Source organism: Fibrisoma limi BUZ 3, from assembly GCF_000296815.2.
In the GTDB taxonomy this organism is placed as follows: Bacteria; Bacteroidota; Bacteroidia; order Cytophagales; family Spirosomataceae; genus Fibrisoma; species Fibrisoma limi.
In genome coordinates this window covers 1525425-1550532 of record NZ_CAIT01000006.1, presented here as the reverse complement: position 1 = coordinate 1550532, position 25108 = coordinate 1525425, and the positions used below count along the sequence as shown (strand labels likewise).

General features: G+C 56.1%; 21 protein-coding genes. 8 read left to right on the top strand and 13 right to left on the bottom strand.

Annotation, left to right across the window (positions count from 1 at the left end):
- Window positions 1-51: 51 nt before the first annotated feature.
- Entirely contained in the window at window positions 52-1221 is a 1170-nt protein-coding gene (locus tag BN8_RS14395) for an alpha/beta hydrolase family protein (RefSeq protein ID WP_009282634.1), read from the top strand.
- Here BN8_RS14395 and BN8_RS14390 read toward each other — a convergent pair.
- The 5 genes from BN8_RS14390 to BN8_RS14370 all read right to left on the bottom strand — a co-directional run bounded on the left by BN8_RS14390 (window position 1202) and on the right by BN8_RS14370 (window position 6302).
- Window positions 1202-2446: an MDR family MFS transporter gene (locus BN8_RS14390; RefSeq protein ID WP_009282633.1), complete on the bottom strand. Its 1245-nt coding sequence runs from the start codon at window positions 2444-2446 to the stop codon at window positions 1202-1204. The two genes, BN8_RS14395 and BN8_RS14390, sit on opposite strands and share 20 nt — an antisense overlap.
- Before the next feature lie 99 nt (window positions 2447-2545).
- The gene (locus tag BN8_RS14385; protein ID WP_009282632.1) at window positions 2546-3124 is read right to left on the bottom strand and encodes a PD-(D/E)XK nuclease family protein; all 579 of its coding nucleotides are present in this window, start codon (window positions 3122-3124) and stop codon (window positions 2546-2548) included.
- Between the two features lie 106 nt (window positions 3125-3230).
- Entirely contained in the window at window positions 3231-3674 is a 444-nt protein-coding gene (locus BN8_RS14380; protein WP_009282631.1) for a DMT family transporter, read from the bottom strand.
- 222 nt (window positions 3675-3896) lie between these two features.
- On the bottom strand, window positions 3897-5120 hold the full coding sequence (locus BN8_RS14375; protein WP_144051665.1) for a hypothetical protein: 1224 nt from the start codon (window positions 5118-5120) through the stop codon (window positions 3897-3899).
- Between the two features lie 207 nt (window positions 5121-5327).
- Window positions 5328-6302: an acyl-ACP desaturase gene (locus BN8_RS14370; RefSeq protein WP_374755526.1), complete on the bottom strand. Its 975-nt coding sequence runs from the start codon at window positions 6300-6302 to the stop codon at window positions 5328-5330.
- Between the two features lie 233 nt (window positions 6303-6535).
- Here BN8_RS14370 and BN8_RS14365 point away from each other — a divergent pair, with 233 nt between their 5' ends.
- The 4 genes from BN8_RS14365 to BN8_RS14350 all read left to right on the top strand — a co-directional run bounded on the left by BN8_RS14365 (window position 6536) and on the right by BN8_RS14350 (window position 11925).
- On the top strand, window positions 6536-7297 hold the full coding sequence (locus BN8_RS14365; RefSeq protein WP_009282627.1) for a lysophospholipid acyltransferase family protein: 762 nt from the start codon (window positions 6536-6538) through the stop codon (window positions 7295-7297).
- A 125-nt stretch (window positions 7298-7422) separates the two neighbouring features.
- On the top strand, window positions 7423-8319 hold the full coding sequence (locus BN8_RS14360) for a sugar phosphate isomerase/epimerase family protein (RefSeq protein ID WP_192579050.1): 897 nt from the start codon (window positions 7423-7425) through the stop codon (window positions 8317-8319).
- Window positions 8320-8323: 4 nt separating this feature from the next.
- Entirely contained in the window at window positions 8324-10975 is a 2652-nt protein-coding gene (locus BN8_RS14355) for a PVC-type heme-binding CxxCH protein (protein WP_009282625.1), read from the top strand.
- A 116-nt stretch (window positions 10976-11091) separates the two neighbouring features.
- A complete protein-coding gene (locus tag BN8_RS14350; protein WP_009282624.1) occupies window positions 11092-11925 on the top strand; it encodes an alpha/beta hydrolase in 834 nt (277 codons plus the stop codon).
- Between the two features lie 35 nt (window positions 11926-11960).
- Here the strand turns inward: BN8_RS14350 and BN8_RS14345 are convergent, their stop codons facing one another.
- From BN8_RS14345 to BN8_RS14330, 4 genes are all read right to left on the bottom strand, one after another.
- Complete coding sequence (locus BN8_RS14345; protein ID WP_009282623.1) at window positions 11961-13514, bottom strand: tagaturonate reductase; 1554 nt, start codon at window positions 13512-13514, stop codon at window positions 11961-11963.
- 33 nt (window positions 13515-13547) lie between these two features.
- Window positions 13548-14201 carry a bifunctional 4-hydroxy-2-oxoglutarate aldolase/2-dehydro-3-deoxy-phosphogluconate aldolase gene (locus BN8_RS14340; protein ID WP_009282622.1) on the bottom strand — a complete coding sequence of 218 codons (654 nt, stop codon included), beginning with the start codon at window positions 14199-14201 and terminating at the stop codon, window positions 13548-13550.
- A 75-nt stretch (window positions 14202-14276) separates the two neighbouring features.
- Window positions 14277-15269: a sugar kinase gene (locus tag BN8_RS14335; protein ID WP_009282621.1), complete on the bottom strand. Its 993-nt coding sequence runs from the start codon at window positions 15267-15269 to the stop codon at window positions 14277-14279.
- Window positions 15270-15365: 96 nt separating this feature from the next.
- Window positions 15366-16706 carry an MFS transporter gene (locus BN8_RS14330; RefSeq protein WP_009282620.1) on the bottom strand — a complete coding sequence of 447 codons (1341 nt, stop codon included), beginning with the start codon at window positions 16704-16706 and terminating at the stop codon, window positions 15366-15368.
- 140 nt (window positions 16707-16846) lie between these two features.
- Between BN8_RS14330 and uxuA the strand changes: the two genes are divergently transcribed.
- From uxuA to uxaC, 3 genes are read left to right on the top strand one after another with little or no spacing between them, the layout of a single operon-like run.
- Entirely contained in the window at window positions 16847-18034 is a 1188-nt protein-coding gene (gene uxuA / locus BN8_RS14325) for a mannonate dehydratase (RefSeq protein WP_009282619.1), read from the top strand.
- Between the two features lie 50 nt (window positions 18035-18084).
- A complete protein-coding gene (locus tag BN8_RS14320; RefSeq protein WP_009282618.1) occupies window positions 18085-18720 on the top strand; it encodes a PDDEXK family nuclease in 636 nt (211 codons plus the stop codon).
- A gap of 41 nt (window positions 18721-18761) precedes the next feature.
- A complete protein-coding gene (gene uxaC, locus BN8_RS14315; protein WP_040005813.1) occupies window positions 18762-20192 on the top strand; it encodes a glucuronate isomerase in 1431 nt (476 codons plus the stop codon).
- A gap of 96 nt (window positions 20193-20288) precedes the next feature.
- On the opposite strand, the gene BN8_RS14310 is transcribed toward uxaC, so the two are convergent.
- The 4 genes from BN8_RS14310 to BN8_RS14295 form a co-directional block, all read right to left on the bottom strand.
- Window positions 20289-22523, bottom strand: coding sequence for a xanthine dehydrogenase family protein molybdopterin-binding subunit (locus BN8_RS14310; protein ID WP_009282615.1), 2235 nt, complete (start codon window positions 22521-22523; stop codon window positions 20289-20291).
- 48 nt (window positions 22524-22571) lie between these two features.
- Window positions 22572-23630: an FAD binding domain-containing protein gene (locus BN8_RS14305; RefSeq protein WP_009282614.1), complete on the bottom strand. Its 1059-nt coding sequence runs from the start codon at window positions 23628-23630 to the stop codon at window positions 22572-22574.
- Window positions 23631-23663: 33 nt separating this feature from the next.
- Window positions 23664-24182, bottom strand: a complete 519-nt coding sequence (locus tag BN8_RS14300; protein WP_009282613.1) for a (2Fe-2S)-binding protein — start codon at window positions 24180-24182, stop codon at window positions 23664-23666.
- A 189-nt stretch (window positions 24183-24371) separates the two neighbouring features.
- Window positions 24372-25085 (bottom strand): head GIN domain-containing protein, encoded by a 714-nt coding sequence (locus tag BN8_RS14295; protein WP_009282611.1) that lies wholly within the window; start codon window positions 25083-25085, stop codon window positions 24372-24374.
- Between the last annotated feature and the right edge of the window lie 23 nt (window positions 25086-25108).

Sequence of the window (25108 nt, the reverse complement as noted above, 5' to 3'; positions counted from 1 at the left end):
CTTGTCATGCCATTATGGCGCAGTCGCCTTTCCTAAACCAGCATTCGTTTTATGTTGACTCGTTTTCTATGGACACCCGCTTGCCTGGCTGTTTCTGTACTGGCCATTGCGCAGCCCAACCCGGAAAAGCCAGACCTGCGGCAGGGAGCTTATTACACCGAAGCGCAGGGAGCCGAAAAACTGCAGGAAACGGCCCAGACTTACCACGACCGGGCGGGTTGGGAAAAACGAGCCGCGCTGATTCGGCAGGGTATTCGCGAGGGTATGGCACTTGACGCTCAACCAGCCATGGCTCCGCTCAAACCCATTCGCCATAGCGTACGGCAGATGAACGGGTACACCGTAGAAAACGTAGCGTTTGAGAGCTTGCCCGGGTTTTTTGTGACGGGGAATCTGTACCGGCCCACCGGGACGAGGGGCAAACGGGCGGCTGTTCTGTGTACGCACGGGCACCTTTCTAGTCTGGATGCTCGCTACCGCGAGTACGTTCAGCAGCGGTGCGCTACGCTGGCCCGCATGGGAGCCATGGTGTTTACCTTCGACATGATTGGCTACGGCGATTCCAGGCAGTGCAGCCATAAACTGCCCAAAGCCCTGACCTTACAGACAATCAACAGCAGGCGGGCGCTGGATTTCCTGCTGAGTCTTCCGGAGGTCGATAGCAGCCGGGTTGGCGTAACGGGCGAATCGGGGGGAGGCACGCAGACGTTCCTGCTGACGGCCCTCGATCCGCGGGTGAAGGTTGCGGCTCCGGTCGTGATGGTATCTGCGCACTTCTTCGGCGGCTGCACCTGCGAAAGCGGTATGCCCATTCACAAACGCCCAACCCACGAAACCAGCAATGCCGAAATTGCCGCGCTGGCGGCCCCGCGGCCTTTGCTGCTGGTTTCGGATGGGAAAGACTGGACGAAGAACACCCCGCAGGTTGAGTTTCCGTACATTCAGAACGTATACCGGCTATATGGCGCATCGGAGCGGGTAGAGAATGTTCACCTGCCCGACGAAGGGCATGATTATGGACCTAACAAACGGGATGCGGCCTACCGGTTTCTGGCCAAACACCTGCAACTGGATCTGGGCCGGGTACTGAAGAACGGGCGGATTGATGAAAGCTCGAATACCATTCTGGAGCCTGCTGCGTTGCAGGTCTTTACGGCGGAGCATCCCCTACCAGCCCGGGCCGTTCAGGGCGACGAGGCTGTTATGTCGCTGCTTCGGTAGTTAAGGTGCTGATGGGCGTGGGCTGTTCAACCCGCCGACCTAGCCACCAGAAGCCGGCGGCCGCCAGTAAACCCAGGGCTGTCACGGCGAACCACAACGCGCCAAAACTGGCGTGTGTAACCACCTGCGAGCCAAAGGCCGGGGCTGCGGTTTGGGCAAAGGCCCAGCCCATGGAGTACAGCGCCAGATACTCCCCCCGGTTGACCGTACCGGCACGCTCAACAGCGAACGATAGCATAAACGGCAGGGCCAGCATCTCGCCGATGGTATTGATCACTACTGAAACGACCGCAATGCCCGGCCAGTTCGTGACGTTCAGAATGAAAAAGGAACTGGCTATGAGCGATACGCCCACGGCGATAATTGCGGATTTCTGCCGTATGCTTTGCTCCAGCCGGTAAATCAGCGCCATCTCCACGCATACGATCAGGATACCGTTGAGCGCCATCAGCAGACCGATCTGGGCTTCACTCAAACCGAGCGTCTGTTTAAAATATAGGGGTTGCTGCGAGAAGAACTGCATGAACACCAGGCCGTTGAGAGCACACAGGCAAACAAACAGCACAAATGGAACGTCGCGGTACGGCGACATGACCGGTACCGGTTCCTGGCCCGGCTGAGCCTGGGAGGTTGTTTGGGGCGGTACGGGCAGAAACCCCCACAGCACCAGGCCGGCTACGATGCATGTCAACCCGTCGGCCCAGAACAACAGGCTGTAATTGACGCTGGCCAGCAGTCCGCCCAAACCGCCACCCACGGCCCAGCCGAGGTTGATCGCCAGTCGGTTCAGCGAAAAGGCGCGGGTGCGGTTGTCGGCTTCGCTGTAGTGGGCAATGGCCGCCTGATTGGCCGGACGGAACGCATCGCCCAGCAGCGTAAATGTGAACACGCTCGCGCAGAGCCAGTAAAAATCCGTAACGAACTGAAGCCCCAGCAGGAAGACCCCACTGAACAGCAGACTGAAAAGCTGGGTATGGTAGAACCCGAACCGATCCGTCAGCCGACCGCCGAGGAAGGTACCAACAAAAGCGCCCATCCCGTAAATAGCCATGACTATACCTGTATCGGTCAGGCTGTAGTGCAGATGCTGGGTTAAGTAAAGCGTCAGAAACGGCAGCACCATCGTACCGCAGCGGTTGATGAGCATCACCCCCGCCAGCAGCCAGATCGATGGTGAAAGACCCTGGTAGGCATTCCGGTAAAGACGTAGCGTTTGTTGTACCATACCGCAAAGGTCGGGGGTTGGGCAGCAACAAAAAAGCTTCGCGGCTTCTGGACTTTCTGAACGGTATTATTTTTTGATTGCCAGCCGGGCAGCATACGTTTAGGCACCGTCGGCGAAGATTTTCTTATCGGTAATCAGAGAACGGTGCTCCTCCAGAAATGCCTTGAACAGCCGAATTTCTTCGATTTGTTTCTCGATTGGGTGGGTCAGGGCGTAGCTTTCGACGTACACATCCGTGAAGTCGGTGATGACGTACTCCATCAATTTGATGCCCCGGCGCTTAAGCGCATGGAGGTACAGATTCTGGTGGTTATGGACGTAGCGGTTGGCCTGGTACGACGCCGTCGTTTTGATGTCGACGGCCTTGAATTTACCGATCAGGTCGACGTAGCCATAAAACAATACATCGTCAATCTCCCACTGGCAGTACACCTGCGTATCAACAATCGGGCGGGGGAGCAGTTTACGCACTTTACGTAAAATCTCCGGATCGAAGCGGTCTTCGTTTTCGCCTTTAACGACCGCTTCTTCAAAGGAAATACCGCGTTCCTGCGCTTCGGTGGTGGGTGTCGGCACCCGATTAATGGTGTCGATCAATGCCTGAACGGATAAATTTCCCCCGCTGACGTAGCGCGAGAACACGTTCAGCAGCGTTGGGTAGAAGCGGTATTTGATCATGGCTTTCAGGTTCGTGGTTTGTAGTTAGTGGTTTATGGTTCGTAGTTAAACCGGGCGGAGCAACTATGAACCAAAAACCACTAACTACAAACCACGAACCAAGAACTTAGTTTCTAACCACCAGCAGCACCCCACCAATGATGAGGGCCAGGCCGAGCAACCGCCAGCCATTAACCGGATGCACCGTGAAGCCCAGCATACCGTAGTGGTCGAGGATAACGGCAGCGAGTAGCTGCCCTGCCACGCTGAGACTCACCAGGTTGGCCGTACCGATGCGCGGCACCGACACGATCACTGTCGTTACGTACACGGCACCGATGAGACCACCGGTCCATTTCCACCAGCTAACCTGACGGACGGTTTCGGGAGTTGGCAGTGGTCCGCCCGTAAGCAACTGAGTCAGTACGAGGGTCAGAAAGCCGGAACCAAAGGAGATGGCAGCCGCCAGCACCGGGTTTCCCATCATATATCGGAGATTGGCATTCACACCGGCCTGAACCGTAACGGCAATGCCGGTCAGGAAGGCAAGCAGCAAAAAGAAATACGTCATAGTCTGAGCAGAACAATCGTGCTGCAAAGGTAGGCGTCCAACGCGGTGTACCTGTGTGCTGAGGGTATCTTTTCTGGGAGAGGGTGGGTATGAACAGGTAATTACTGTAACTTCGTTTAGCGACCGAAGTAGTACAGAAAAAGTGCGGCCGAACCCAACACTGCCCGGCCGCAACCCGTCTTACTAACCTATGATACTATAGAAAACCAGTTTGTCGAAAATCTACTTATTAAGTTGTTGCTGGCTTAATAACAGGAACATTTCGGCTGCGTGCCAGGTATGCGGGAAGGCCAGCTTCTGCTTCACCAGATCGCGTTCCAGTACGGTCAGGCTGGGATAATGCGCAGCGCTGGCCTGCTGCTCCCAACTCAGTGGATAGTCGAGGCTGCCGACCATCCCCCGTTTTTCCGAAGCGCCGGACTGCCCATAAAAATTGTCTTCGGCCCAGACCAGATACGGGTAGTTTCGGCCCGTTTCATCATCAAATTTTTTGCCCGCTACGTGCTGGTCTCTGTACGCCCACCAGACCAGGGCCGAATAGGTGTCGTACTGCGCCGGGATGACATACGGATCGGGGAGGTTCAGGGCCTTCAGGCCGTATTTCAGCCACTTGGTCTGAAACACCGGATGCTCGGCATAGTCCGTCCTGCCGACGATGTGGGTGTCTTTCGTAAACCGCCTGACGGAGTCCAGTACCATAGCAACGGCCGGGTGGCTTTTGTCGGAAACGAGCGAGATCAGAAAGAGCACCTGCCCCAGGTTGTCGGCTTCGGCAATGCCGCGATTGTTACGGTCGAACGGGTCGCGAATGGCCATAATCCAGTCGCGGATCAGGGATAGATTGTCCGTTGCACGCAGCACCATCGCCATCAGCGCAGCATCGCGGAACCACGGCCGTGCGTAGACCAGAAAGTTGGGCACCGGCCGACCGTTGATTACGTTGATGAGTAGTTCCTGGTGCAGTACCCGCAGCACCGGGCCATATGCCTTGTCGGCAAAGGTCGGCAGGTTAACCCGGCTTCGGGTGCCTGGAATCAGTTTGGGGCGCTTATCGGGTTGTAAAATCCAAACCCCGTTTTCGTCCTCCCGAATCTGAATGGTCCGCGACTGAGGAGGTGTTTCGCCGGCCAGCGTCAGTTGTACCAGGTATTCTGACGGGACGATGACCTCCCGCTCGACCCGCCACTGCTCTTCAATGTTGCCCGTGAGTGCGTTCAGCAGCCGACCGTTGCGGTAGATCAGCTTGAGCCGGTCGCCCATACCAAACAGAAAGAACTTCAGATCGGGCAGATCTCGGTGGTTTGGGTGCTCCTGCCGGAGTTGCGTTAAAGTTGTTTGGTAGCGTTTGAGGGCCTCCTCCGGTTCCGGATGAAACGCCGGGGGGACGGGCTTCTGTGCATAGGCCCAGGCGGGGAGCAGCCAGAAAAGCAGGTAGCCGATGCGCACAGCGAGTTGATAGTTAGGTGATGAGTGGAGATACCACAAAAATATCCGGCAAACTAGTTTGCACAAGCGCTGAGCCGGTTAATACTTTACACGGGGCACCTGGGTGTAAAATGGCCTAAAAAACAAAAACCGCAAGCCACGTAATGACTTGCGGTGTCGTGTGCGTTTTGAAGGCTGACGAACCCGGCTGCTCTTGACAGCGATTGGTCAGGCAATCCAGGTAAATTGATAGTCTAACGCCGGCAATTTAGTCCGTTCGGCAATCCGGCGCAGGCGGTCGGGCAGGGCCATCAGGTAGTCGCGGGCACGCTGACCGGCGTCGCTCAGGTCTTCAATGTAGGCAATTTGCCATTCGGTCAGCAGCGAATCCAGAATATTGATGTAGTCATAAGTCGTATAAACGCCCAGCCGCTGGGCTGCGTCGGAGAAATGCGAGAACGTCTGCCCGATCTGAACGCCTGTTTCGCGCAGGAAGTGAGCGGGCATCACAATCTTTTTGCGCATCATATCTTCGAACGCCAGCATCATGCCCGTTGGATCGATCTCGAAAATCTGGCTGACGAAGGTTTTGTAGGCTTTCGCGTGGCGCATCTCATCGGAGGCAATCACCCCGCACATTTTGGAAAGCTGGACGTTACCCGCCTGTTTGGCCAGGGTAGCGGTCCGGCGGTGCGAAATGTTGGTTGCCAGTTCCTGAAACGAGGTATACACGAAGTTGCGGTACGGATCGCGGCCCGTCTGAATATCAAAGCCGTCGGCGATGAGATACTGCGTCGATACATCCATGGCCCGCATGTTTACCCGACCCGACAGGTACAGGTATTTGTTCAGCAGGTCGCCGTGGCGGTTTTCTTCGGCTGTCCAGTTGCGGACCCACTTCGTCCAGGCGCTGGGTGCGTGCTGATCGATGCCCGTTACGTCCATCAGCCAGGATTCGTACGTGGGCAGGGCTTCTTCCGTAATAGTATCGCCGACCAAAACGGCAATGTGATCGTACGGAAGTTCTTTGGCGCTTTCCCGGAGCATTTTAACTTCGTCCAGGAAATTTTCCTGCGTAGCATCAGGCAGCAGATCAGCCGGCTGCCAGTGCTCTTCGACCGGTTTGAGGAATTCAGCCATGATTGCATCAAGCTTTTCCTCGATGTATCGCATAACCTCCAAACGTACGTCAGATAGTACCATAATTCTTTCGAAGTGGGCGTAGTATTTTTGATAACAAGGCACAAAATACGCAATTTTAACCGACATCCACCCGAATAATAAACGACGGATCGGCGATCTGGTTTCTGTTTTTTTCGTATTTATTCCGTTTGACCCCCTCAGGTACTCTCATTTGTACCGTGAAGGTTGTATTAGATTGTTGCCGAAAGGCCATGTAAGCGGAGCATTTGCTTATTTTTGAGAAAAAATGCCGGATGAAGAAGCTGCTGGATTACGTGCTGAGTAGTTTGTACGTATTGTATTTCGGGTTGTTGTTAGTGGTCTTTCACCTGATTCAGGTCGTCTGTTTTCATGGGTTTGGTAAGCGGGCTCACAAGAAATCCGTCGATGTCTTCAATTTTTTCATCACCTATGGCTGGCTGCTGACCGGGACGCGGGTCCATTTCCGGCAGCAAACCGAGTTACCCACCGACCGGCCGATCATCTTCGTGGCCAATCACCAGAGTATGTTCGATATTCCGCCGATCATCTGGTTTCTCCGTAAATACACGCCCATTTTCATTTCAAAGATTGAGCTGGCCAGAGGTATCCCGAGCATATCCTACAACCTGCGGAAAAGCGGGGCCGCACTCATCGACCGGAAAGACGCCAAACAATCGATCGTCGAAATCAGCCGGCTGGGTAAATTGATCAAGGAGCACAATCACTCGGCCGTGATTTTCCCCGAAGGTACCCGTACGGCCAAAGGACTGATGCGACCGTTTGCGGTAGGGGGCATCGCGACCCTGCTCAAACGAGCCCCCAATGCGCTGATCGTGCCGGTGGCTATTCAGGGAACAGGCCGGTTTACACCCAAGGGGTTGTTTCCGCTCACGTCGTTTTCGTCGCTGTCGTGGACAGTGCTGCCCGGGATCGAACCGGTCGGCCAGACACCCGAGGCCGCAGTACAGCAGGCTCAGGACGCTATCCGGGCGGTTGTGGAAGGACCACAAAGTAGCCTGGCCGTTACGCAGTAACAGGACAAAAGCCTGACCGGAAAACAGGGCATGGAAACGGTTACGGGGGCCTGGGGAGCGTACCAAAGTAGAATGAAATGACCTGTGTTCTTTAAGAAGCGTATGCTATACCTTTCTTTAGTTGTATGAACCAGGAAACAAGCCGTCGCGATTTTCTGAAGACAACCGGCTTGACAATGGCGGGACTGGGGTTGATGCCGACTGCGGAAAGCCAGACCACCAAAATCCTCAACAAACCCAGGCAGGTAGAGTTGGCCATCGCCACCATTACCTGCGACGGGTTCGGCGACGAAAACTTCGAAAAAGCCTTCGCCATTATTCCCAAACTGCCGTTTAAGAACGTCGAATTCAACTGTTGGTACGGCCGTAACCTCACGCCCAATGGTATCCGGAGCATCAGGGAGCGATGCCAGCAGCACAAGTTGACGCCCATCTGCGTGCAGGGCAGCTCATTCGGGGCGTCTGGCAATGTTATCAAGGACGTAACGCATAAGCTCTGGAACATGGAAGCGGCCCGGCAACTGGGTTGCCAACGCGTGAAGTTCACCGGAGCCAAACGCGGAACAGAGGGTGGGCTGGATGCGATCATCAGTGTATTGAAAGAGCTGGCCCCGGCGGCCGAAGACATGGATATGCTGATTCTGCTGGAAAACCACGCGAACAACAACCTCGAAAACTTGGATGACTACGACCGGATTTTCAGCGCTATTGATTCGCCGAAGATTGGTATGTGTATGGACAATGCCCATTTCGACGGTGCCAACGTGGACCTGATGGCGGTAGTTGACCGGTTCCATTCGAAGATTCTGCACATCGATCTGAAAGACACCGAGCGTAAGGGCATTCACAAAGTGGTACGCTACGGTGAAGGCGTGACCGATAATGCCGGGGTGGTCGAAAAAATGCTGGCTCACGGCTATAAAGGGTACCTGCTGATTGAAATGGCACCCCCGCAGAACCCGCAGACGCTGGAACAGGATTTACAAAAGGCCTACGATCTCTTCCACAAGTACGAACGGTAGGGATATGATCACGGACAAGCTCACCCACATCAGCTTTCGTCGTTTTATTAGCTGGGTTTCCGTTGGCGTTATCAGTGCTGGTCTGCTGTTCGCTTTCCGTCAGCAACCGGTTGGCACCGACCAGCCGCGGGTGCTGGACAACCGGCTGGAGCTGACGCTGTTTGCTGAAAACCCGGACATCGTAACGCCCATCGGTATCGCCATCGACAGCCTCAACCGGATCTTCGTGCTGGAGTCGCATACGCACCTACCCCCCAAAGACTACCCCCATTCCCGCGGAGATCTCATTAAGGTGTTTGTCGACAGCAATAACGACGGGCGGCCCGATAAGACAACCGTATTTGCCGACGGCCTGACAGAAGGACTGAACCTGGCCTTTTCGCCGGAAGGGCACCTGTACGTCGTTACGTCCCGGACGGTCTGGGCTTTATACGACCGGGATGGCGATGGCGTGAGTGAAGAGCGCAAAAAAGTGCTGGACCTGGCGCAACCGGCCAGCGTCTATGCCCACGCGGCCCTGCTCGGCATTACGTTCTCACCCGATGGCTGGATGTACGTCTCGCGGGGCAACACTGGCGGACAGGCCTGGAAACTGGTCGGTACTGATGGCTCGTCGGTGAGTGGCTACGGCGATGGAGGCAACATTGTTCGGGCACGCCCCGATGGGTCCCGGCTCGAAGAAGTCGCGACCGGTTTCTGGAACCCGATGGATCTCAAGTTCGATAACAAAGGGCATCTCCTGGCGGCTGACAACGACCCCGACAGCCGGGGACCAAACCGATTAGTACACGTAGTGCCGGGTGGTGATTATGGCTATAAATCCCTGTATGGTGGTAGCGGTATTCATCCGTATTCGGCCTGGAACGGTGAACTGCCGGGTACGTTACCGTATGCTGTAGGGCTGGGTGAAGCCCCGTCCGGGTTGCAGGATGCCAGTCTGACGGCGCTCCCGTCGGATTACCAAGGGCAGATGCTGTCGTCAATCTGGGAAGAAAGCCGTATCGTTCGGATTCGGCTGGTCCCCAACGGCGTCTCGCTAACGGGTGAAGCTGAGTCCATTGTGGAAGGTGGCCCGGAATTCCGGCCGGTGGCTTTTGCGACCGATCGTACCGGAGCCGTTTATTTCACCGACTGGGTACTCCGCGAATACCCGAATCATGGCAAAGGTCGCATCTGGAAACTGTCGGCCAAATCCGGTACCACTACGTCACGACCGCGCTTGCCCAACGTAGCTACCAGTCCGACCACCACCGACAAGCCGTTAACGGAGCTGTACGCAACCACGAATGTCGACTCGATAAAAACCGCCCTGCAATCCACTGATCCGTTTCGGCAACAGGCGGCTACAATGGCCTTTGCCAATCCGGCGTTGCGTCGGGAGCTTATCGAGGCCACGAACGATGCCAGTCCTGCCGTTCGGTTGGGCACCCTGATTGCTCTGCAACGGTCGGGTCACCAACCGGTTGAACCTATTGCGCGTCGGTTACTATCCGACCCTGACAGTCGGGTACGGCAGCGGACCTTGATGTGGGTTGGTCAGTCGGGTATGGTGGCATTGAAACCCGATCTGGAGCGAGCACTAACGGCTGGACCGGTGTCGCCGGCCCTGTTCGATACGTATCTGGAAACTGTCGCGCACCTGACCCCCGCGTTTGTAACGGCCTATCGCAACCGAACCGAGCTGTATTCGAAGTCGATCAAACGGCCGCTGCCACCCCAGTTCATCGAAAATTTTATTCGGGACAAAACAAAACCGGCCGACCTGCGGGCGCTGGCCATTCGCTACCTGAAAAATCCCGTTGAGCAAGGGCCGTTGCTATTGTCGCTGCTGACGACTGAGAAAGCCACTCCGCTACGAGTGGACATAGTACGAGCATTGGCCAATGTGCCCGAACCGACCGTATCGAATCAACTGCTGCGGATTGCCACAAACCGGGCAGAGCCGGGGATGGTGCGGGCGGAAGCCCTGCTGGCCCTGGCACGCCAACCGACTGACGTATCGCCCAGCGTGCATCCCTTACTGAACGACCCGAACCCCGATGTGCAGCTCGAAGCGGTCCGCTACCTGCGTACCCGATTGTCGGGTGTCGATGCCCGCAAAGCGTTTCTGCCGCGTGTTGCATCGTTTAAAACCCATCCTGACAGTCCCGTAGCCCAGCAGCTCTCGCTGGCGGTGGCCTCCTCGGGCGGCAAGCGGCCGACATCGTTAGCCGCGTGGGAGTCAGCGCTGGCGACCGGGGGGAAGCTGGAACGGGGGCGTCGGGTGTTCTACTCGGTACAGGCTATGTGCTCGTCCTGCCACGCCATCGAGGGGCGGGGTGGTGACCTCGGACCGGACCTGAGCAATGTCGGGCGGTCGAAGTCCCGAACGCAACTGATCCAGGCCATACTGCGACCGTCGCAGGAGATTAGCCCCGAGTGGCAGGGGTGGTACATCAGGCTCAAAAATGGGGAAGAGCATCAGGGGCGACAGATCGACGTAGGCGGGAAAGAGATTGAACTGTACACACAAACCGCCGGTTTCATCACCTTCCCGATGAAGGACATTCAGGACTACGGCCTGATCAAAACCTCGCTCATGCCCGGGGGGCTGGAAACCCAGCTAACCGTCGAAGACCTCCGGGATTTGCTCGCGTTTCTGCAAGCGAAGAAGTAACTGACGTTGGGATTCATTACGTGTGCCAAGGCGCTACGGGCCGGCAGATTTAACGTTTATTAAGGGGCCGCTTTGAAACCCACGCGTTAGTTTTGGCTTTTGCAATTTCTGCTTCTATGTCAGCCAAACAACGGTGGTTTAAAGGACTATGGATAGGGTTATCCATAGTGATACTGTGCTACGTAGGCGCTTACCTGTTTCTGTATGCTGGCAAAGACCAGCAGGCAAACCGCTACCGGTCCACTCCGCTGCCGGATGATTATACATTTAGCTTTACGCAGGATTTTGACGAGGTGAGCATTCCTACCCCGCAGGCTGGCTTGTTGAATGGATTGTTGTTCAGCGTTCCGAAGTCAAAAGGAAAGTCAAAAGGAGTGGTTTGTTTCTGGAAAGGGAATGGGGGAACCTTAGCCAACTGGGGAGCGATTGCACCTACGTTCTTGCAGTACGGTTATGACGTACTCGTGGTGGATTATCGCCAGCACGGAAAAAGTAAAGGGGCCATCTCCCTGGCTAACTTTTACAGTGACGCGCAAACCGTTTACGATTCCCTGAAGCACCGTTATCAGGAAGCCAGGATTGTTGTTTGCGGTTATTCGCTGGGAGGCCGTATTGCGGCTCATCTGGCAGCTAACAATCACCCTAAGTTTACCCTGCTGATTGACCCAGCCTCCGCGGGCGGTGACTTTAGCGATCGATTTACCGACAGGCTCTATTTCCCACTGCCCTCCGTAAACGGCTTTGTGTTCCCTACCGACGAGGATGTACAGAAAGCACCGGCGTCAGTGGTTGTGATCAGCACCGATAACACGAATAGTACAGCGTATCAGTTAAAGAAGGTTCTGTCTCACAAAGACCAGTTTGTGGCCGTGCCCGGTGCAACGCACGAGACCATGCTAACCCACCCACAAACCCTGCAACTTATTAAACAATTGTTGTCAGGCTCCTGATTTTGGACCTATTTTTCTTGTGGAAAGCAACCGATTCACTGCACAGCTTTCGCCAGGGTCGGCTCAATGCCCTCTGTGAGCAGGCTGGTGAGCTGTTCGGTTACCCGGTCAACAAAGTCGGGTAACAAGCTCAGGTCAATGCCCCAAAGCTCGTCGTCGGCGCAGACAGACACGACCAACTGACGAACCGTAGCGGCATCCGTTGGGGTTACCTGCTGCCACCGGTCGTAGAAGTACTTCGCTTTTTCGTCGCGGATGGGGTAGGTGATAACGCCACCACCGGTCGCAATCTCCCCAACGTAGCGGCCGTCTTCTTCCCGCACGGCTTTCATGAACAGCAGATAGGCTGCGAAGCCCAGTGTCATGAAGGTTGGGGCGGCTTTAAACTGCTCGTAATACCGTTGCAGCGTCGCTACGTTGCGAGCCTGCATCTTGGCTGACTGTTGCAGCGAAATGTTCAGCAGCAGGTGGTCGAGGTGCGGGTTCCGGAAGCGATCCAGTACATCATAAGCAAACTGTTTGATGGCCGCCTTGTCCATGCCCGGTGTTTCGTAGGCCGGGACAGTCGGCACGATCTCCTCCAGCATCAGCCGCTCAACGAACCGGCTCATGGTTGGGTGCTGCATCTCGTCGGCCACCGTTTCCAGACCGAGCAGGTAGCCCATCGGCGTCGCAAAGGTGTGCGTACCGTTCAGTACCCGAAGTTTACGCTCGCGGTAGAATAGGATGTCTTCGTCGATGATGATGGCCGACGAAGCCGGATCGACAAACGTAAGCGTTTCCTTCACGCGCTCGTCTCCTTCAATCGCCCAGAGGTGATACGGTTCGGTCAGGGTCAGCAGATCGTCTTCGTAGCCAAGTGCCTGCTGTAGTTTCTGCTGTGCTTCGGCATCGGCGGGTCGGGTTACGATCCGGTCAACGAGCGAGTTGCAGAACCGGACGTGGAACTTCAGCCACTTGGTAAACAGCTTACCCAGCTCGTTGAACTGTGCCAGCTTCTCGACGGCTCCGCGTAGTTTCAGTCCGTTGTCGGTGACCAGTTCGGTTGGAATCACCACGAGCCCTTTGCCTTTGGCCCCGCCAACGCTCCGGAACCGTTCGTAAAGAAACGCCGTCAGCTTGCCGGGGAACGACTGGGGTGGGTGCTGAAAAATACTTTCTTCAACGTAGTCGAGACCTACCTCCGTTGTATTGGAAATGACAATCTGGAGGTTCGGGTTGCGGGCGATAGTCAGAATCTGCTGCCACTGCGTCTGGGCGGCCAGTACGCGGCTAACGGCCGAAACGATCGTGTTTTCTGCTACCTCCTGCCCCTGCTGAATCCCCCGTACAACAACCGTGTAGAGGTTATCCTGTTTGGCAAACTCGTCGGTTTGGGAGTCCGTCGATTTAACCACGACAATTGAGCCATTGAACCGGCCTTCAGCGTTGGCTTTCTGTACCAGATAATCAGGAAGTCCACGGAGCAGAACCCCGGTACCGAATTGCAGAATTTTTTCCGGGTATTCGGGAGCCGGGTGGGTAGTGCGGTTCAGTTGCGCCATAGTTGGAGTGGATGCTGTCTGCGAAGGTTGATCGGCAGGTGTCATTGTCGTGTTAAAATAGCGGTTGCCCGACGTAAACTATAATTCAGCAATTATACGAACAACGTCCCGAACTGTGTGTTCTATCTTGTCAAAATTCCGATTTACGAGTACATCTTTGGGGAAAAGATGCGACCCCATCCCTACGGCCACCACACCAGCCCCGAACCACCGCGACAGGTTTTCCTGATTTGGCTCGACGCCCCCTGTTACCATAGCACTCACCCACGGTAGCGGACCCCGCAGCGCCTTGACAAAACCAGGACCCAGCACCTCACCGGGGAACAACTTTACGATCTCAACGCCAAACTCGTAGGCCGTAGTTACTTCAGTCAACGTAGCGCAACCCGGCATATACGCTACCTTCCGGCGGTTGCAGATACGGGCTACTTCCTCGCTGAACGATGGTCCGACAATGAAATCGGCACCCATCTGGAGGTATAGCGCAGCCGTGGGTGCATCCACGATCGTGCCGGCCCCCAGCGCCAGATCCGGAAACTCGCGGGAACACAGCCGGCGCAGTTCGGCAAATGGCTCGTGGGCAAAACTGCCCCGGTTCGTGAATTCAAACGCCCGGACGCCCCCCCGGTAGCAGGCCGCCACCACTTCGGCTGCCGTTTCGGCATCGGCATGGTAGAACACCGGTACCAACGGCACCTGACGAATGGTTTGGTATACAGTCAATCGATCCATTTTTGGTTTGTGGTTTTTGGTTTGTTATTAGCTGGCCTGAACTACAACCACAAACGACAAACCATGAACTCGTTTTCACCTTTTCAATTTACCCGAACTATCTCCCCTGGCCAGGGTCTCAACTTCTTCTACGGTGGCCAGGCTGGCATCACCAGGAATGGTGTGTTTCAGTGCCGACGCAGCCGCTCCAAAATCGACCGCCCGTTGTAGGTCATCAAACGTCAACAGCCCATAAATCAGGCCAGCCATGTAGGCATCGCCCGTTCCGATCCGGTCGACAATGGGCTGAATATCGTGGGTGGGCGACTGGTACGTTTGCTGGCCGTCAAACAGCCAGGCTGATAGTCGGTTATGCGATGCACTTAACTGCTCCCGACTCGTATCCGTTACGTAGCGAACCCTCGGAAACTGCCGTTGCAGCGCCCGGGCTGCTGCTTCAATATCGGTTTCTGTAATGCCGTACAGGTGATTGAACAGCCCGGGGTTACCAAGCACCAGCGTACAGCCCTCGGTCAGGGCGGGCAGTACCTCCTGCGGCTGACGGCCATACTGCCACAGATTACTGCGGTATACGGGGTCGCCCGACACCGGAACATTCAGCCGGTTGGCCGTCTGGATGGCATTCAGCAGGCAGTCGGCAGCGCCCTGCGACAACGCCGGGGTAATGCCCGTCCAGTGGAACCAGTCTGCATCGGCCAGCACGGATTCCCAGTCGATGGTGTCCGGCCGAATCTGGGTGAATACAGAACCCGCCCGATCATAAATAATCTGGCTGGCGCGGCTACCGGCACCGGTTTCCAGGAAATAAAGTCCCAGGCGTCCGGGTGCATACTGAATGTAGTTTGTGTCGACGCCGTAACGACGCAGGTAACTGGTGGCGGTGCGGCCAAGCGGGTTGTCCGGAAAGCAGGTAACGTGTGCCGTGTGGCAACCGAACTGTGCAAGCGATACGGCTACGTTGGCTTCGGTGCCGCCAAAGTGCATCTCCAGCGTATCGGTCTGGGCGAACCGTTCAACGCCCGGCGGACTGAGTCGGAGCATAACCTCTCCGAACGTAATAATTTTCATAAACAGATGGAAAGGGAGGGGAGGAGAAAAGGAAGAGAGGGAAGGATATTGAGCAACCCTTTCCTCCCTCCGGTGCCTTTGCTTCTCTTTCTCCTTTTAAACAAACTCGTCAACCAGTTCTTCTACCCGCACGGGCTCCAGGCGCGGCAGCACCAGATGAATGATGATCAACGCGATCAGGTAAGCACAACTGGAAATGATGAACATGGGCAGATAGCCAAAATTGGTGATAATCCGGCCAGCCAGCAGGGCCAGCAAAATGCCGCCCACTGCTCCGAACATGCCACCAATTCCGGTTACGGAAGCCACGACATTCTTCGGGAACAGGTCGGACGCAAAGGTATACATATTTGCCGACCAACCCTGGTGAGCGGCCGTAGCCAGGGCAATGAGCGCAATGGCAACGGTCAGGCTGCTGGTCTGGGCGGCAAAGAATATCGGCACAACGCACAGGGCGCAAATGAGCATGGTCGTTTTACGGGCGCGGTTGGCCGTCCAGCCCCGTTCCATGAACCGGGTGCTGAGCCAGCCGAAGAATACGCTGCCCGCGTCGGAGACTACGTAAATAATCAGAAACGGAATGCCAAAGCTCTTGAGATCCAGCTTCTGATCGAGGGCGTCGTTGGAGTTGAAAAAATCGGGTAGCCACGACATGTAGAACCACCAGATGGGGTCGGCCATGAATTTGCCCACGGCGAACGCCCACGTCTGTTTATAGCCCAGCAGCCGCCCCCACGATACCTTCAGGGCCGGTTCATTTTCCTGGTCGCTGCGGATGTAGGCCAATTCTTCGGCCGACACCTGTTTGTTCCGTTCCGGTTTACTGTACGTAAACCACCAGAGAGCCAGGAGGCCAAAGCCCAGTACACCGGTTACGAAAAACGAACTTCGCCAGCCAAAATGCAGGATCAGATACGGTACGGCAATGGCCGTGAGGATGATCCCGACGTTGGCACCGGCGTTGAACAGGCCGTTAGCAAAGGAGCGTTCGCGCCGGGGAAACCACTCCGAAACGGTTTTGATCGATGAGGGGAAGTTGGCGGCTTCGCCGAGTCCCAGCAGGGTACGGGCCCACCGCAGACCGCTCATGTTCTGCACGAACGTAGTCAATACGGCCGCGATGCTCCAGATGATAATGCCCAGCGAAAAGCCGCGTCGGGTACCGATCCGATCAATCAGCCAGCCGACAATGAGGAACCCGATGGCGTAGGCAAACTTGAACGCAGCATCCACGTCGCCGTAGAGTACTTTGAAACGATCGGTCGCTTCTTTGGAAAGCGGCTGGTTGGGGGCCAGATCAAGCATTTCTTTACGAAACAACTCGTCGGTCATCGTAAACGACAACACCTGCCGATCGACGTAGTTGATGGTTGTGGCCAGAAACAGCAGCGCAACAATTCGCCAGCGAAAGCGGCCGGATGTAGTTGAGTTCTGCAAAACTGTTTGCGATTTTTTATTAGAAAGGAAGCATTGTACGCCTTTTTACTCAAAAATCGTGATTGCGTAGCTACCAGCAGGATAGTCACCATTCATCACCTTACCAACAGCCGGTCAGGCGGTACCCTGACCAGATAACTATGCTTGAGCAAACCTGGCGGTGGTTCGGTCCAACCGACCCCGTAACCCTCAGTGACGTACGACAGGCCGGAGCTACCGGCGTCGTGACGGCGCTTCACCACATTCCGAACGGCGACGTATGGCCCGTCGATGAGATCCGCGAACGCAAGGCGTATATCGAGCAGGCAGGCCTGACCTGGTCGGTGGTGGAAAGTATCCCCGTCAACGAAGCCATCAAGACCCGCAGTGGCAATTTTCAGCAGTGCATCGAGAACTATAAAGAGTCGATCGCCAACCTGGCCCAGTGCGGCATCGATACGGTCTGCTACAATTTCATGCCCGTACTCGACTGGACCCGTACGGATCTGGACTGCCCCATGCCCGACGGCTCGACCGGCCTGCGGTTCGATGCGGCTGAGTTTGCCGCGTTTGAACTGTTCGTGCTCCGGCGACCGGGGGCCGAATACCATTATACCGATGAGCAGAAACGCCGGGCGCAGCAGGTATTCGAGGCACTGGACGAAACCCAGGCCCGGCGCCTGACCCGTACGATTATCGCGGGCCTGCCCGGTTCCGAAGAAAGTTACACCGTCGAGCAGTTTCAGGATGCGCTGGATGCGTACAGGGACATCAGCGATCGGGACCTGCGGCAGAACCTGTACGCGTTTCTGCGGGAGATTGTGCCGGTCGCCGAATCGGTAGGTGTCCGGCTGTCGATTCACCCCGACGATCCCCCGTATCCGATTCTGGGGTTGCCGCGGGTGGTCAGCACCGAGGCCGATGCCCGGGCATTGCTGGCTGCTGCCGATTCGCCAGCCAACGGCCTTTGTTTCTGCACGGGTTCGTACGGTGTGCGGCCGGATAATGACCTGGTCGGGATGGTCGAACGGCTGGGCCCGAAGATCCACTTCATTCACCTGCGCAGCACCCAGCGCCATCCCGACGGTAGTTTCCACGAAGCCAACCACCTCGAAGGCGATGTCGATATGTTCGGTGTCATACGGGCGTTGTTGCAGGAGCAGAAAAGGAGGAAGGGAGAAGGGAGTAAGGAGTTGCGGATGCCGTTCAGACCGGACCACGGTCACCGGATGCTGGATGATCTGCGTTCGACGAAACGCATTAATCCCGGCTACACGGCCATCGGGCGACTGCGCGGCCTGGCAGAATTAAGGGGGTTGATGATGGGGATTGACCGGAGCGGGCTTTGAGACAGGAAGCCGGGATTATTTGTGTATCTTGCAGTCAAACGGGTTGAGCTATGGAGGTTACGGATAAACCAAAACGGCCGGCTCCTACGCCTGAACAACGGCAGCGACGTGCTGAACGTGCGAAGCTGCTCAAGTCGCTGGTCTACGAGATGTGGGACGGCAAGCCGGTCTACTACGCCGGTTATCAGGACGTACTGGGAGGCACAAAAACGGTCGAGCAATTAACGAGTTCAAGTATTTTACAAAGTTTCCTGGCGAGTCGGTTGATTATTCATTTGTCATCAATTCTTGATACAGCCGTGTATGCAGTCCTGGGAAATGAGATAGGTGTACAGTTTAAAAAAGGCGACTGGCGGGCCTGCGACGTGGCCGTTTTTGACTTAAAAACGTTGGAAGGGCAGGACGAAACAAAATATGCCTGGGTGCCGCCAAAAGTTGCTTTGGAAATTGATACCAAGGCGGACATGAGCCGCTTTGACGAACCGTTTGAGTACTATGAGCAAAAGACAAGTAAATTACTCGAATTTGGCGTTGAAAAAGTGATCTGGTTGTTTACCAAATCTAAAAAAGTCTGGATCGCGGAACCGGGAAAGGATTGGGTGATTCGGGACTGGAACCAGCCCGTAGACGTATTGCCTGATTGCCGGTTTGTGCCCGAGGAATTAATTGCTTCGTCGAAAAAATAAGGAAAGCCGGGAGAAACAGCCCGGCTTTTGCTTTTATAGGTATGGAAACAATGACCGGCCCCAAGGCTTTTCTCACCGACGACTTCCTGCTTCAGACTGAAACGGCCCGGCGGCTTTATCACGACTTCGCCCGCCCGATGCCTATTATCGATTATCACTGTCATCTGCCGCCCGATCAGATTGCAGCCGATAAACGCTTCGAGAACCTGACCCAGATCTGGCTCTACGGCGACCACTACAAGTGGCGGGCCATGCGCACCAACGGGGTGCCGGAGCCGTTCATTACCGGCGACGTGAGCGATTACGGAAAGTTTGAGAAGTGGGCCGAAACGGTGCCGTACACCATGCGAAATCCGCTTTACCACTGGACGCACATGGAGTTGAAAAATCCGTTTGGGGTGGAGGAGATTCTGAATGCCCGGACCGCCCGGACGATTTACGATACCTGCACCGAACAACTGCAAAGCCAGTTTACAACGCGGGCGTTGCTCCGGCACTTCGACGTGCGGGTGGTCTGCACTACCGACGATCCGACGGATTCACTCGACTACCACCGGGCTATCTCGGAGAGCGGATTTGGGATAAAAGTGCTGCCGACGTTCCGGCCCGACAAGGCTATGGCTGCCGAGAACCCGGCTGCATTCCGGGCCTACGTACAGAAGCTGGGCGAAACGGTTAACGTAGAAATCCGGACGCTGGCTGAGTTTCTGGATGCGCTGAAAACCCGCCATGACTACTTCGCTGAAATGGGCTGCCGGCTTTCCGACCACGGCCTGGAAACGATCTACGCGGAGCCGTATCTGGACCGCGAAATCCGGGTGACGTTCAATAACCTGATGCACCACTGGCCCGGCGATATCGACCTGCTCAGCCCGAACGACGTAGCAAAATTCAAATCATTCATGCTCCAGCAGTTTGCCGAGTGGGACTGGGAGAAAGGCTGGACGCAGCAGTTTCACCTGGGGGCGCTACGGAACAACAACCGCCGGATGCTGCGTCAACTGGGACCCGATACGGGTTGGGACAGTATTGGGGATTTCCGTCATGCGTCGGCCACGGCCAGGTTTCTCGGCGATCTGGACGACCGCGACAAGCTGGCTAAAACGATTCTGTACAACCTCAACCCCGCCGACAATGAGGTGATGGCGACCATGATCGGTAACTTCAACGACGGGTCGGTACGGGGTAAGGTGCAGTTTGGGTCGGGCTGGTGGTTTCTGGATCAGAAAGACGGCATGGAAAAGCAGATGAACGCCCTCTCGAACATGGGCCTGCTGAGCGCGTTCGTCGGGATGCTGACCGATTCGCGGAGCTTTCTCTCCTACAGCCGTCACGAGTACTTCCGGCGAATCCTGTGCAACCTGTTCGGCAATGACGTCGAGAACGGCGAACTGCCGAACGACGTCGAGTGGATTGGGCAGATCGTGCAGGATGTTTGCTATAACAACGCCGAGCGGTATTTTGGCTTTTGAAAAATGGAACGCAGATTTTTAGGATACGTATGATTGGTGGTTAAATCATAGTTCATCATAAGCATCATAGAAATCTGCGTTCCATTAACCAATAGATTACATCACCTTATCCAACTGTATCGGTAGTTCATAAATGCGTTTGCCGGTGGCGTGGAAAATCGCGTTCGCAATGGCCGCAGGCATGGCCACCAAACCGATTTCGCCTACACCCTTCACGCCGAGCGGATTTACGACGGTGTCGTTTTCCTCCACGAAAACGACATCCATTTCGTGAATATCGGCGCAGACGGGGATGTGGTATTCGGCCAGATCGTGGTTCATGAACCGACCGTAGCGGTGGTCCATCACGCTTTCTTCCTGAAGGGCATGACTAATGCCCCAGACCATCCCACCGATGATCTGACTACGGGCCGTGCGGGGGTTGATAATCCGTCCGGCCGCAACCGCCGATATGGCCCGCGTTACCTTCACCGTACCAAAGTCTTCATCGACCTGCACCTCCACGAATGCTGCCGCGTGGGCGTTTCGGGAATACTTCATGTGAGCGACTAAATTAGGAATGGATGTACCTGTTTCAGTGATGGCTCTGCCACCGTTCAGGTTAACCACTTCGAGCAGGGACACCCGGGCCGATGGGTTGCGTTTTAGCCTGATCTCACCGTTGATGAACAGTACGTCATCGAAACCGACGCCGACAAACGGGGATTTAGGTATGCGCTTGGCCATTCTGAAAAGGGTTTTGGCCAGGGTATCGCAGGCTGATTTCACCGCCGATCCGACCGTTGAGGCTGTCCAGGAACCACCTTCAATGGGAGCCGCCGGCATTGTGGTATCACCCAGTCGGAAGACGACATCGTCAATGGGCATACCGAGCGTATCGGCGGCAATCTGCGTCATGATTGTGTACGTGCCGGTGCCAATATCGGCCGTAGCGCTGCGGACCCGAAGTTTACCGTTGACGGTCAGCGTTGCTTCAGCGCGGGCAGGTACCTGAGCCGCATCCCATATCCCCGTTGCCATGCCCCAGCCGATCAGGTTGTGGTCTTTGCGCATCGATCGGGGTTCTGGGTTACGCCCGGACCAGCCGAAACGTTCGGCACCCTGCCGGAAACAGGCGCGTAATTCCTTACTGGAGAAGGGTCTGTCTTTTTCAGTCCAGTCGCGTTCGGTGTAGTTTTTGAGCCGGAATTCGAGCGGGTCCATTCCCAGTTTGTAAGCCAGTTCGTCGACGGCGCATTCGACGGCACTGAGACCCGTAACACCCCCCGGTGCCCGCATATCGAGTGGTGTGTAGATATCCAGTGATTTCAGCTTATAGCGAAGAGCACCGTTGGGGGTAGGGTATAGTTTCCCCGTCCAGTTAACGACCTCTTCGGTGTAATCTTCAAACTGCGAGGTAGCCGCCTTGGCTTCATGGATAATGGCCGTGATGGTACCATCCGCCTGCGTACCTAAGCAAACGTTCTGGACCGTAGCAGGCCGGTGGCCAAAACTCCACATCTGCTGCCGGGTAAGCGATACGCGCACCGAACGTTTGAGTTCACGGGCGGCCATCACCGCCAGAAACAACTGGTACTGCGGCCGTAAACCTGATCCGAAGGCTCCCCCTACGTAGGGCGAAACTACCCGAACCTGGTTGAACGGAATATTGAACGCCTGCGTGACGTAGAGCAGGCTGTTCGTGACACCCTGCGTTTTGTCGTAGATCGTCAGAAAGCCGTTTTTGCCGTATTCGACCGTACTGGCAAACATCTCCATCGGGTTGTGGTGCTGCATGCCGTGGATATACTGGGCCGACTGCTGGACAGGGGCTTCGGCAAATGCTTTGTCGGCATCGCCACGTGGCTTGGGTGGCAGCGGCTTCATGAGGTTCATTAAGCCCGGTTCCGGATTGCGCACCGTATCGAGGTGCTTCATCAGGTCAGTGTCGCAGGGCTCGGCCTCGTATTCGACATGAACAAGCATGGCTGCAAACCGGGCCAGTTCGAAGGTTTCGGCAACCACGAGCGCTACGGGCTGGCCGTTGTACTTGATTTTGTTGTCGTACAAGGGCCGGAACGGGGAACCCGGTGGCGAATCCTGATCTTTATAACTAATGTCAAACCAGGCCGTTCGGGGGCGGTTTTCGTGCGTAAATACCTCAATGACTCCGTTGACTGCCAGCGCCTTGCTGGTGTCAAGGAGGGTAATTCGGCCTTTGGTGATCGTACTCGACACGACCACGCCGTAGGTCAAATCCGGTACGTTGAATTCGGCTGCGTATTTTGCCTGACCGGTCACTTTCTCGTGGCCGTCGACGCGGGTGATGGGTTCTCCGATGTATTGGCTCATAAGGTAAAGAGTGAAAGAGCGAACGAGTGAAAGAGTTAGGCTTGTTGGTTATTCGCCCTTTTGCTCTTTCGCTCTTTCACTCTTTTGAGACGCTAACCCCAACGCCCGGAGGATCGCGCGTTTGGCGAGGTCAATTTTGAACGTGTTGTGCCCGTAGCCGACTGCGCCGTCGAGCAGGGCTTCGGCAACGGGCTGAAAATGATCCTTTGTAGCGGTCTTGCCGATGAGCAACTGTTCCGCTTCGGGTTTCCGCCAGGGTTTATGCGCTACCCCGCCCAGCGCCAGGCGCGCGTCGGTGATGACGTCGCCGTCCATTTCCAGCCCCACAGCCACTGATACCAAAGCAAAGGCGTAGGAGGAGCGGTCGCGTAGTTTGAGGTAAATGTGATGATCAGAAAAGCCCTGGGGTGGGAGCTCGATGGCCGTAACAAGCTCGTCCGGACGTAGCGTATGGTCGAACTGAGGTTCGCTGCCGGGGAGCCGGTGCAGGTTGCCGATGGATAGTGTACGATCGCCACTAGGCCCGGTTATATGGATGGTGGCGTCGAGCGCCGTCAGCGCTACGGCCATATCCGACGGATGCGTGGCGATGCAGTGCACCGTACCGTCCGACGCTTCGGTACCCAGAATGGCGTGGATGCGGTTATAGCCACCCAGGGCTCCGCAACCCGCTGGTCCTACACCGGCGGACTGGTCGCTATGACCCGACTGCCGTTTGTTGCAGGGCATGGCCGTATCATAAAAGTAGTAGCAACGCGTCCGCTGAAACAGGTTACCGCCGTTGGTGGCCATGTTGCGTAGCTGAGCCGAAGCCGCCGACAGGATCGCCTGCGACAGCAGCGGATACCGTTGTTCAACAAGCGGGTGGTAGGCCGTATCGGCGTTGGTGACCAATGCGCCGAGTCGTAGGCCACCGTTGTCCAATTCGTCGATGGTGTTGAGCGGCAGCCGGTTTATATCGATAAGTTGGTTTGGCTGCTCTACGTTCACCTTCATCAGATCGAGGAGGTTTGTGCCACCCGCTATGAATTTGGCTCTGGCTGGCCCAGCGAGTTCCTGAACTGCATTCTCAACGTTGGTTGGGCGGGAGTAAGAGAAAGGGTGCATGTTTTTTGGAGTTTTTGGTTATCGGTCTACTGACTACTTTGACGCATCCAGTTGCATTACCTCGCAGATCGCATCGACAATGTGCGGGTAGGCCCCGCAACGGCAGAGATTCCCGCTCATCAGTTCCCGAACATCGGCGACGGTCCGGACCTGACCCTCGTTAATCATCCCTACGGCCGAGCAAATCTGACCGGGGGTGCAGTATCCGCACTGGAAGGCGTCATGGTCAATGAATGCTTTTTGTACAGGGTGAAGCGCTCCATCCGTAGCCAGTCCTTCGATAGTTGTAATCTCGTGGTCGTCGTGCATGACAGCCAATGTCAGGCAGGCGTTGATGCGTTTGCCGTTCACCAGTACGGTGCAGGCCCCGCACTGACCGTGATCGCAGCCTTTTTTTGTGCCAGTCAGGTTGGCATACTCACGCAGGGCATCGAGCAGGGTTGTCCAGGGAGCCAGGTTAAGCTGATAGGGGGTGCCGTTGACGGTAAGCGTAATGGGCCGGGTCATTGCCGGTGCGCTTTCAACGGTCGGAGCGGGCAAGGTCGTCTGCATAATATTGGTCGTTGAGTAACTGGCTGAACCCAATATGGATGGAGTTGTTCAGGGAAGTTAGTGAACCGGCCCGTCGGCAGGCCGATGTGGTCATATATGCCGGAAGCCGCCCATGTGGGCGGCTTCCGGCCTGTCAAGTAGCATGTTGTTTACTGATCGATTTGCCTGACCATACCTGGTCGAGTAAGGTTAGCTATCCCGGCGGACCGAACTGGCACCGGACGTATTGCTGCTGATCGACGGCGCTCCTTTATACCGAACGCTGCTGGCTCCGCTGGCTTCAACGGTCAGTTCTTTGGCCGCGTTGATCTGCACACTGCTCGCTCCCGACGCATCGACCGTAGCGGTTTCCGTTTTGAGGTCATACGCCCGCAGTTTAGTAGCGCCCGACACATCGCCCTTCACTTTTTCGGCCCGGCCCTTCAGCGTTACGCTCGAAGCTCCGGATAAGTCCATCGTCAGTCGGTCGGCGTCAACGTCGATGGTTGAGGTCGATGCGCCCGAAACGCTCAGATCCAGCGCATCCTGTCTGCGAAAGCCGGTGATGGTCGACGTACTGGCCCCCGACAGGTCGGCCCCGCGCAGGGCAGGCATCACTACGTCGATGTTGACCCGCTGGCGGTTGTTCCAGCGCTTGCTGTTCCGGTACTTAACCACCAGCGTGCCGCCCGATGTGTTTGCTTCCAGGTCATCGATGTCCTGCTTGCGGCCGGAGGCTTTCACGCTGTAGCTGCTACCCTGCCGGATGCTGATAGTAAAGGCACTGCCCAGGCTCACTTTGTCGAAGTTGCTGACCGAAAAGGTTCGGGTGTCGTCTTGTGCGACGGCCGCCACGGAGGCCAGGGCCAGCAGAACGATACCGGCGAACAAGGCCAGACCGGATGCGATTGGATTGCGTTTCATACGATTGATTAGGTTTGAGTAAG

What these genes read in the sequence shown, in the direction of transcription:
- BN8_RS14395 (WP_009282634.1), top strand. Translation starts at nt 52, where the DNA reads ATGTTGACTCGTTTTCTATGGACACCCGCTTGCCTGGCTGTTTCTGTA.
- BN8_RS14390 (WP_009282633.1), bottom strand. Translation starts at nt 2,446, where the DNA reads ATGGTACAACAAACGCTACGTCTTTACCGGAATGCCTACCAGGGTCTT.
- BN8_RS14385 (WP_009282632.1), bottom strand. Translation starts at nt 3,124, where the DNA reads ATGATCAAATACCGCTTCTACCCAACGCTGCTGAACGTGTTCTCGCGC.
- BN8_RS14380 (WP_009282631.1), bottom strand. Translation starts at nt 3,674, where the DNA reads ATGACGTATTTCTTTTTGCTGCTTGCCTTCCTGACCGGCATTGCCGTT.
- BN8_RS14370 (WP_374755526.1), bottom strand. Translation starts at nt 6,302, where the DNA reads ATGGTACTATCTGACGTACGTTTGGAGGTTATGCGATACATCGAGGAA.
- BN8_RS14365 (WP_009282627.1), top strand. Translation starts at nt 6,536, where the DNA reads ATGAAGAAGCTGCTGGATTACGTGCTGAGTAGTTTGTACGTATTGTAT.
- BN8_RS14360 (WP_192579050.1), top strand. Translation starts at nt 7,423, where the DNA reads ATGAACCAGGAAACAAGCCGTCGCGATTTTCTGAAGACAACCGGCTTG.
- BN8_RS14355 (WP_009282625.1), top strand. Translation starts at nt 8,324, where the DNA reads ATGATCACGGACAAGCTCACCCACATCAGCTTTCGTCGTTTTATTAGC.
- BN8_RS14350 (WP_009282624.1), top strand. Translation starts at nt 11,092, where the DNA reads ATGTCAGCCAAACAACGGTGGTTTAAAGGACTATGGATAGGGTTATCC.
- BN8_RS14345 (WP_009282623.1), bottom strand. Translation starts at nt 13,514, where the DNA reads ATGACACCTGCCGATCAACCTTCGCAGACAGCATCCACTCCAACTATG.
- BN8_RS14340 (WP_009282622.1), bottom strand. Translation starts at nt 14,201, where the DNA reads ATGGATCGATTGACTGTATACCAAACCATTCGTCAGGTGCCGTTGGTA.
- BN8_RS14335 (WP_009282621.1), bottom strand. Translation starts at nt 15,269, where the DNA reads ATGAAAATTATTACGTTCGGAGAGGTTATGCTCCGACTCAGTCCGCCG.
- uxuA (WP_009282619.1), top strand. Translation starts at nt 16,847, where the DNA reads ATGCTTGAGCAAACCTGGCGGTGGTTCGGTCCAACCGACCCCGTAACC.
- BN8_RS14320 (WP_009282618.1), top strand. Translation starts at nt 18,085, where the DNA reads ATGGAGGTTACGGATAAACCAAAACGGCCGGCTCCTACGCCTGAACAA.
- uxaC (WP_040005813.1), top strand. Translation starts at nt 18,762, where the DNA reads ATGGAAACAATGACCGGCCCCAAGGCTTTTCTCACCGACGACTTCCTG.
- BN8_RS14310 (WP_009282615.1), bottom strand. Translation starts at nt 22,523, where the DNA reads ATGAGCCAATACATCGGAGAACCCATCACCCGCGTCGACGGCCACGAG.
- BN8_RS14305 (WP_009282614.1), bottom strand. Translation starts at nt 23,630, where the DNA reads ATGCACCCTTTCTCTTACTCCCGCCCAACCAACGTTGAGAATGCAGTT.
- BN8_RS14300 (WP_009282613.1), bottom strand. Translation starts at nt 24,182, where the DNA reads ATGCAGACGACCTTGCCCGCTCCGACCGTTGAAAGCGCACCGGCAATG.
- BN8_RS14295 (WP_009282611.1), bottom strand. Translation starts at nt 25,085, where the DNA reads ATGAAACGCAATCCAATCGCATCCGGTCTGGCCTTGTTCGCCGGTATC.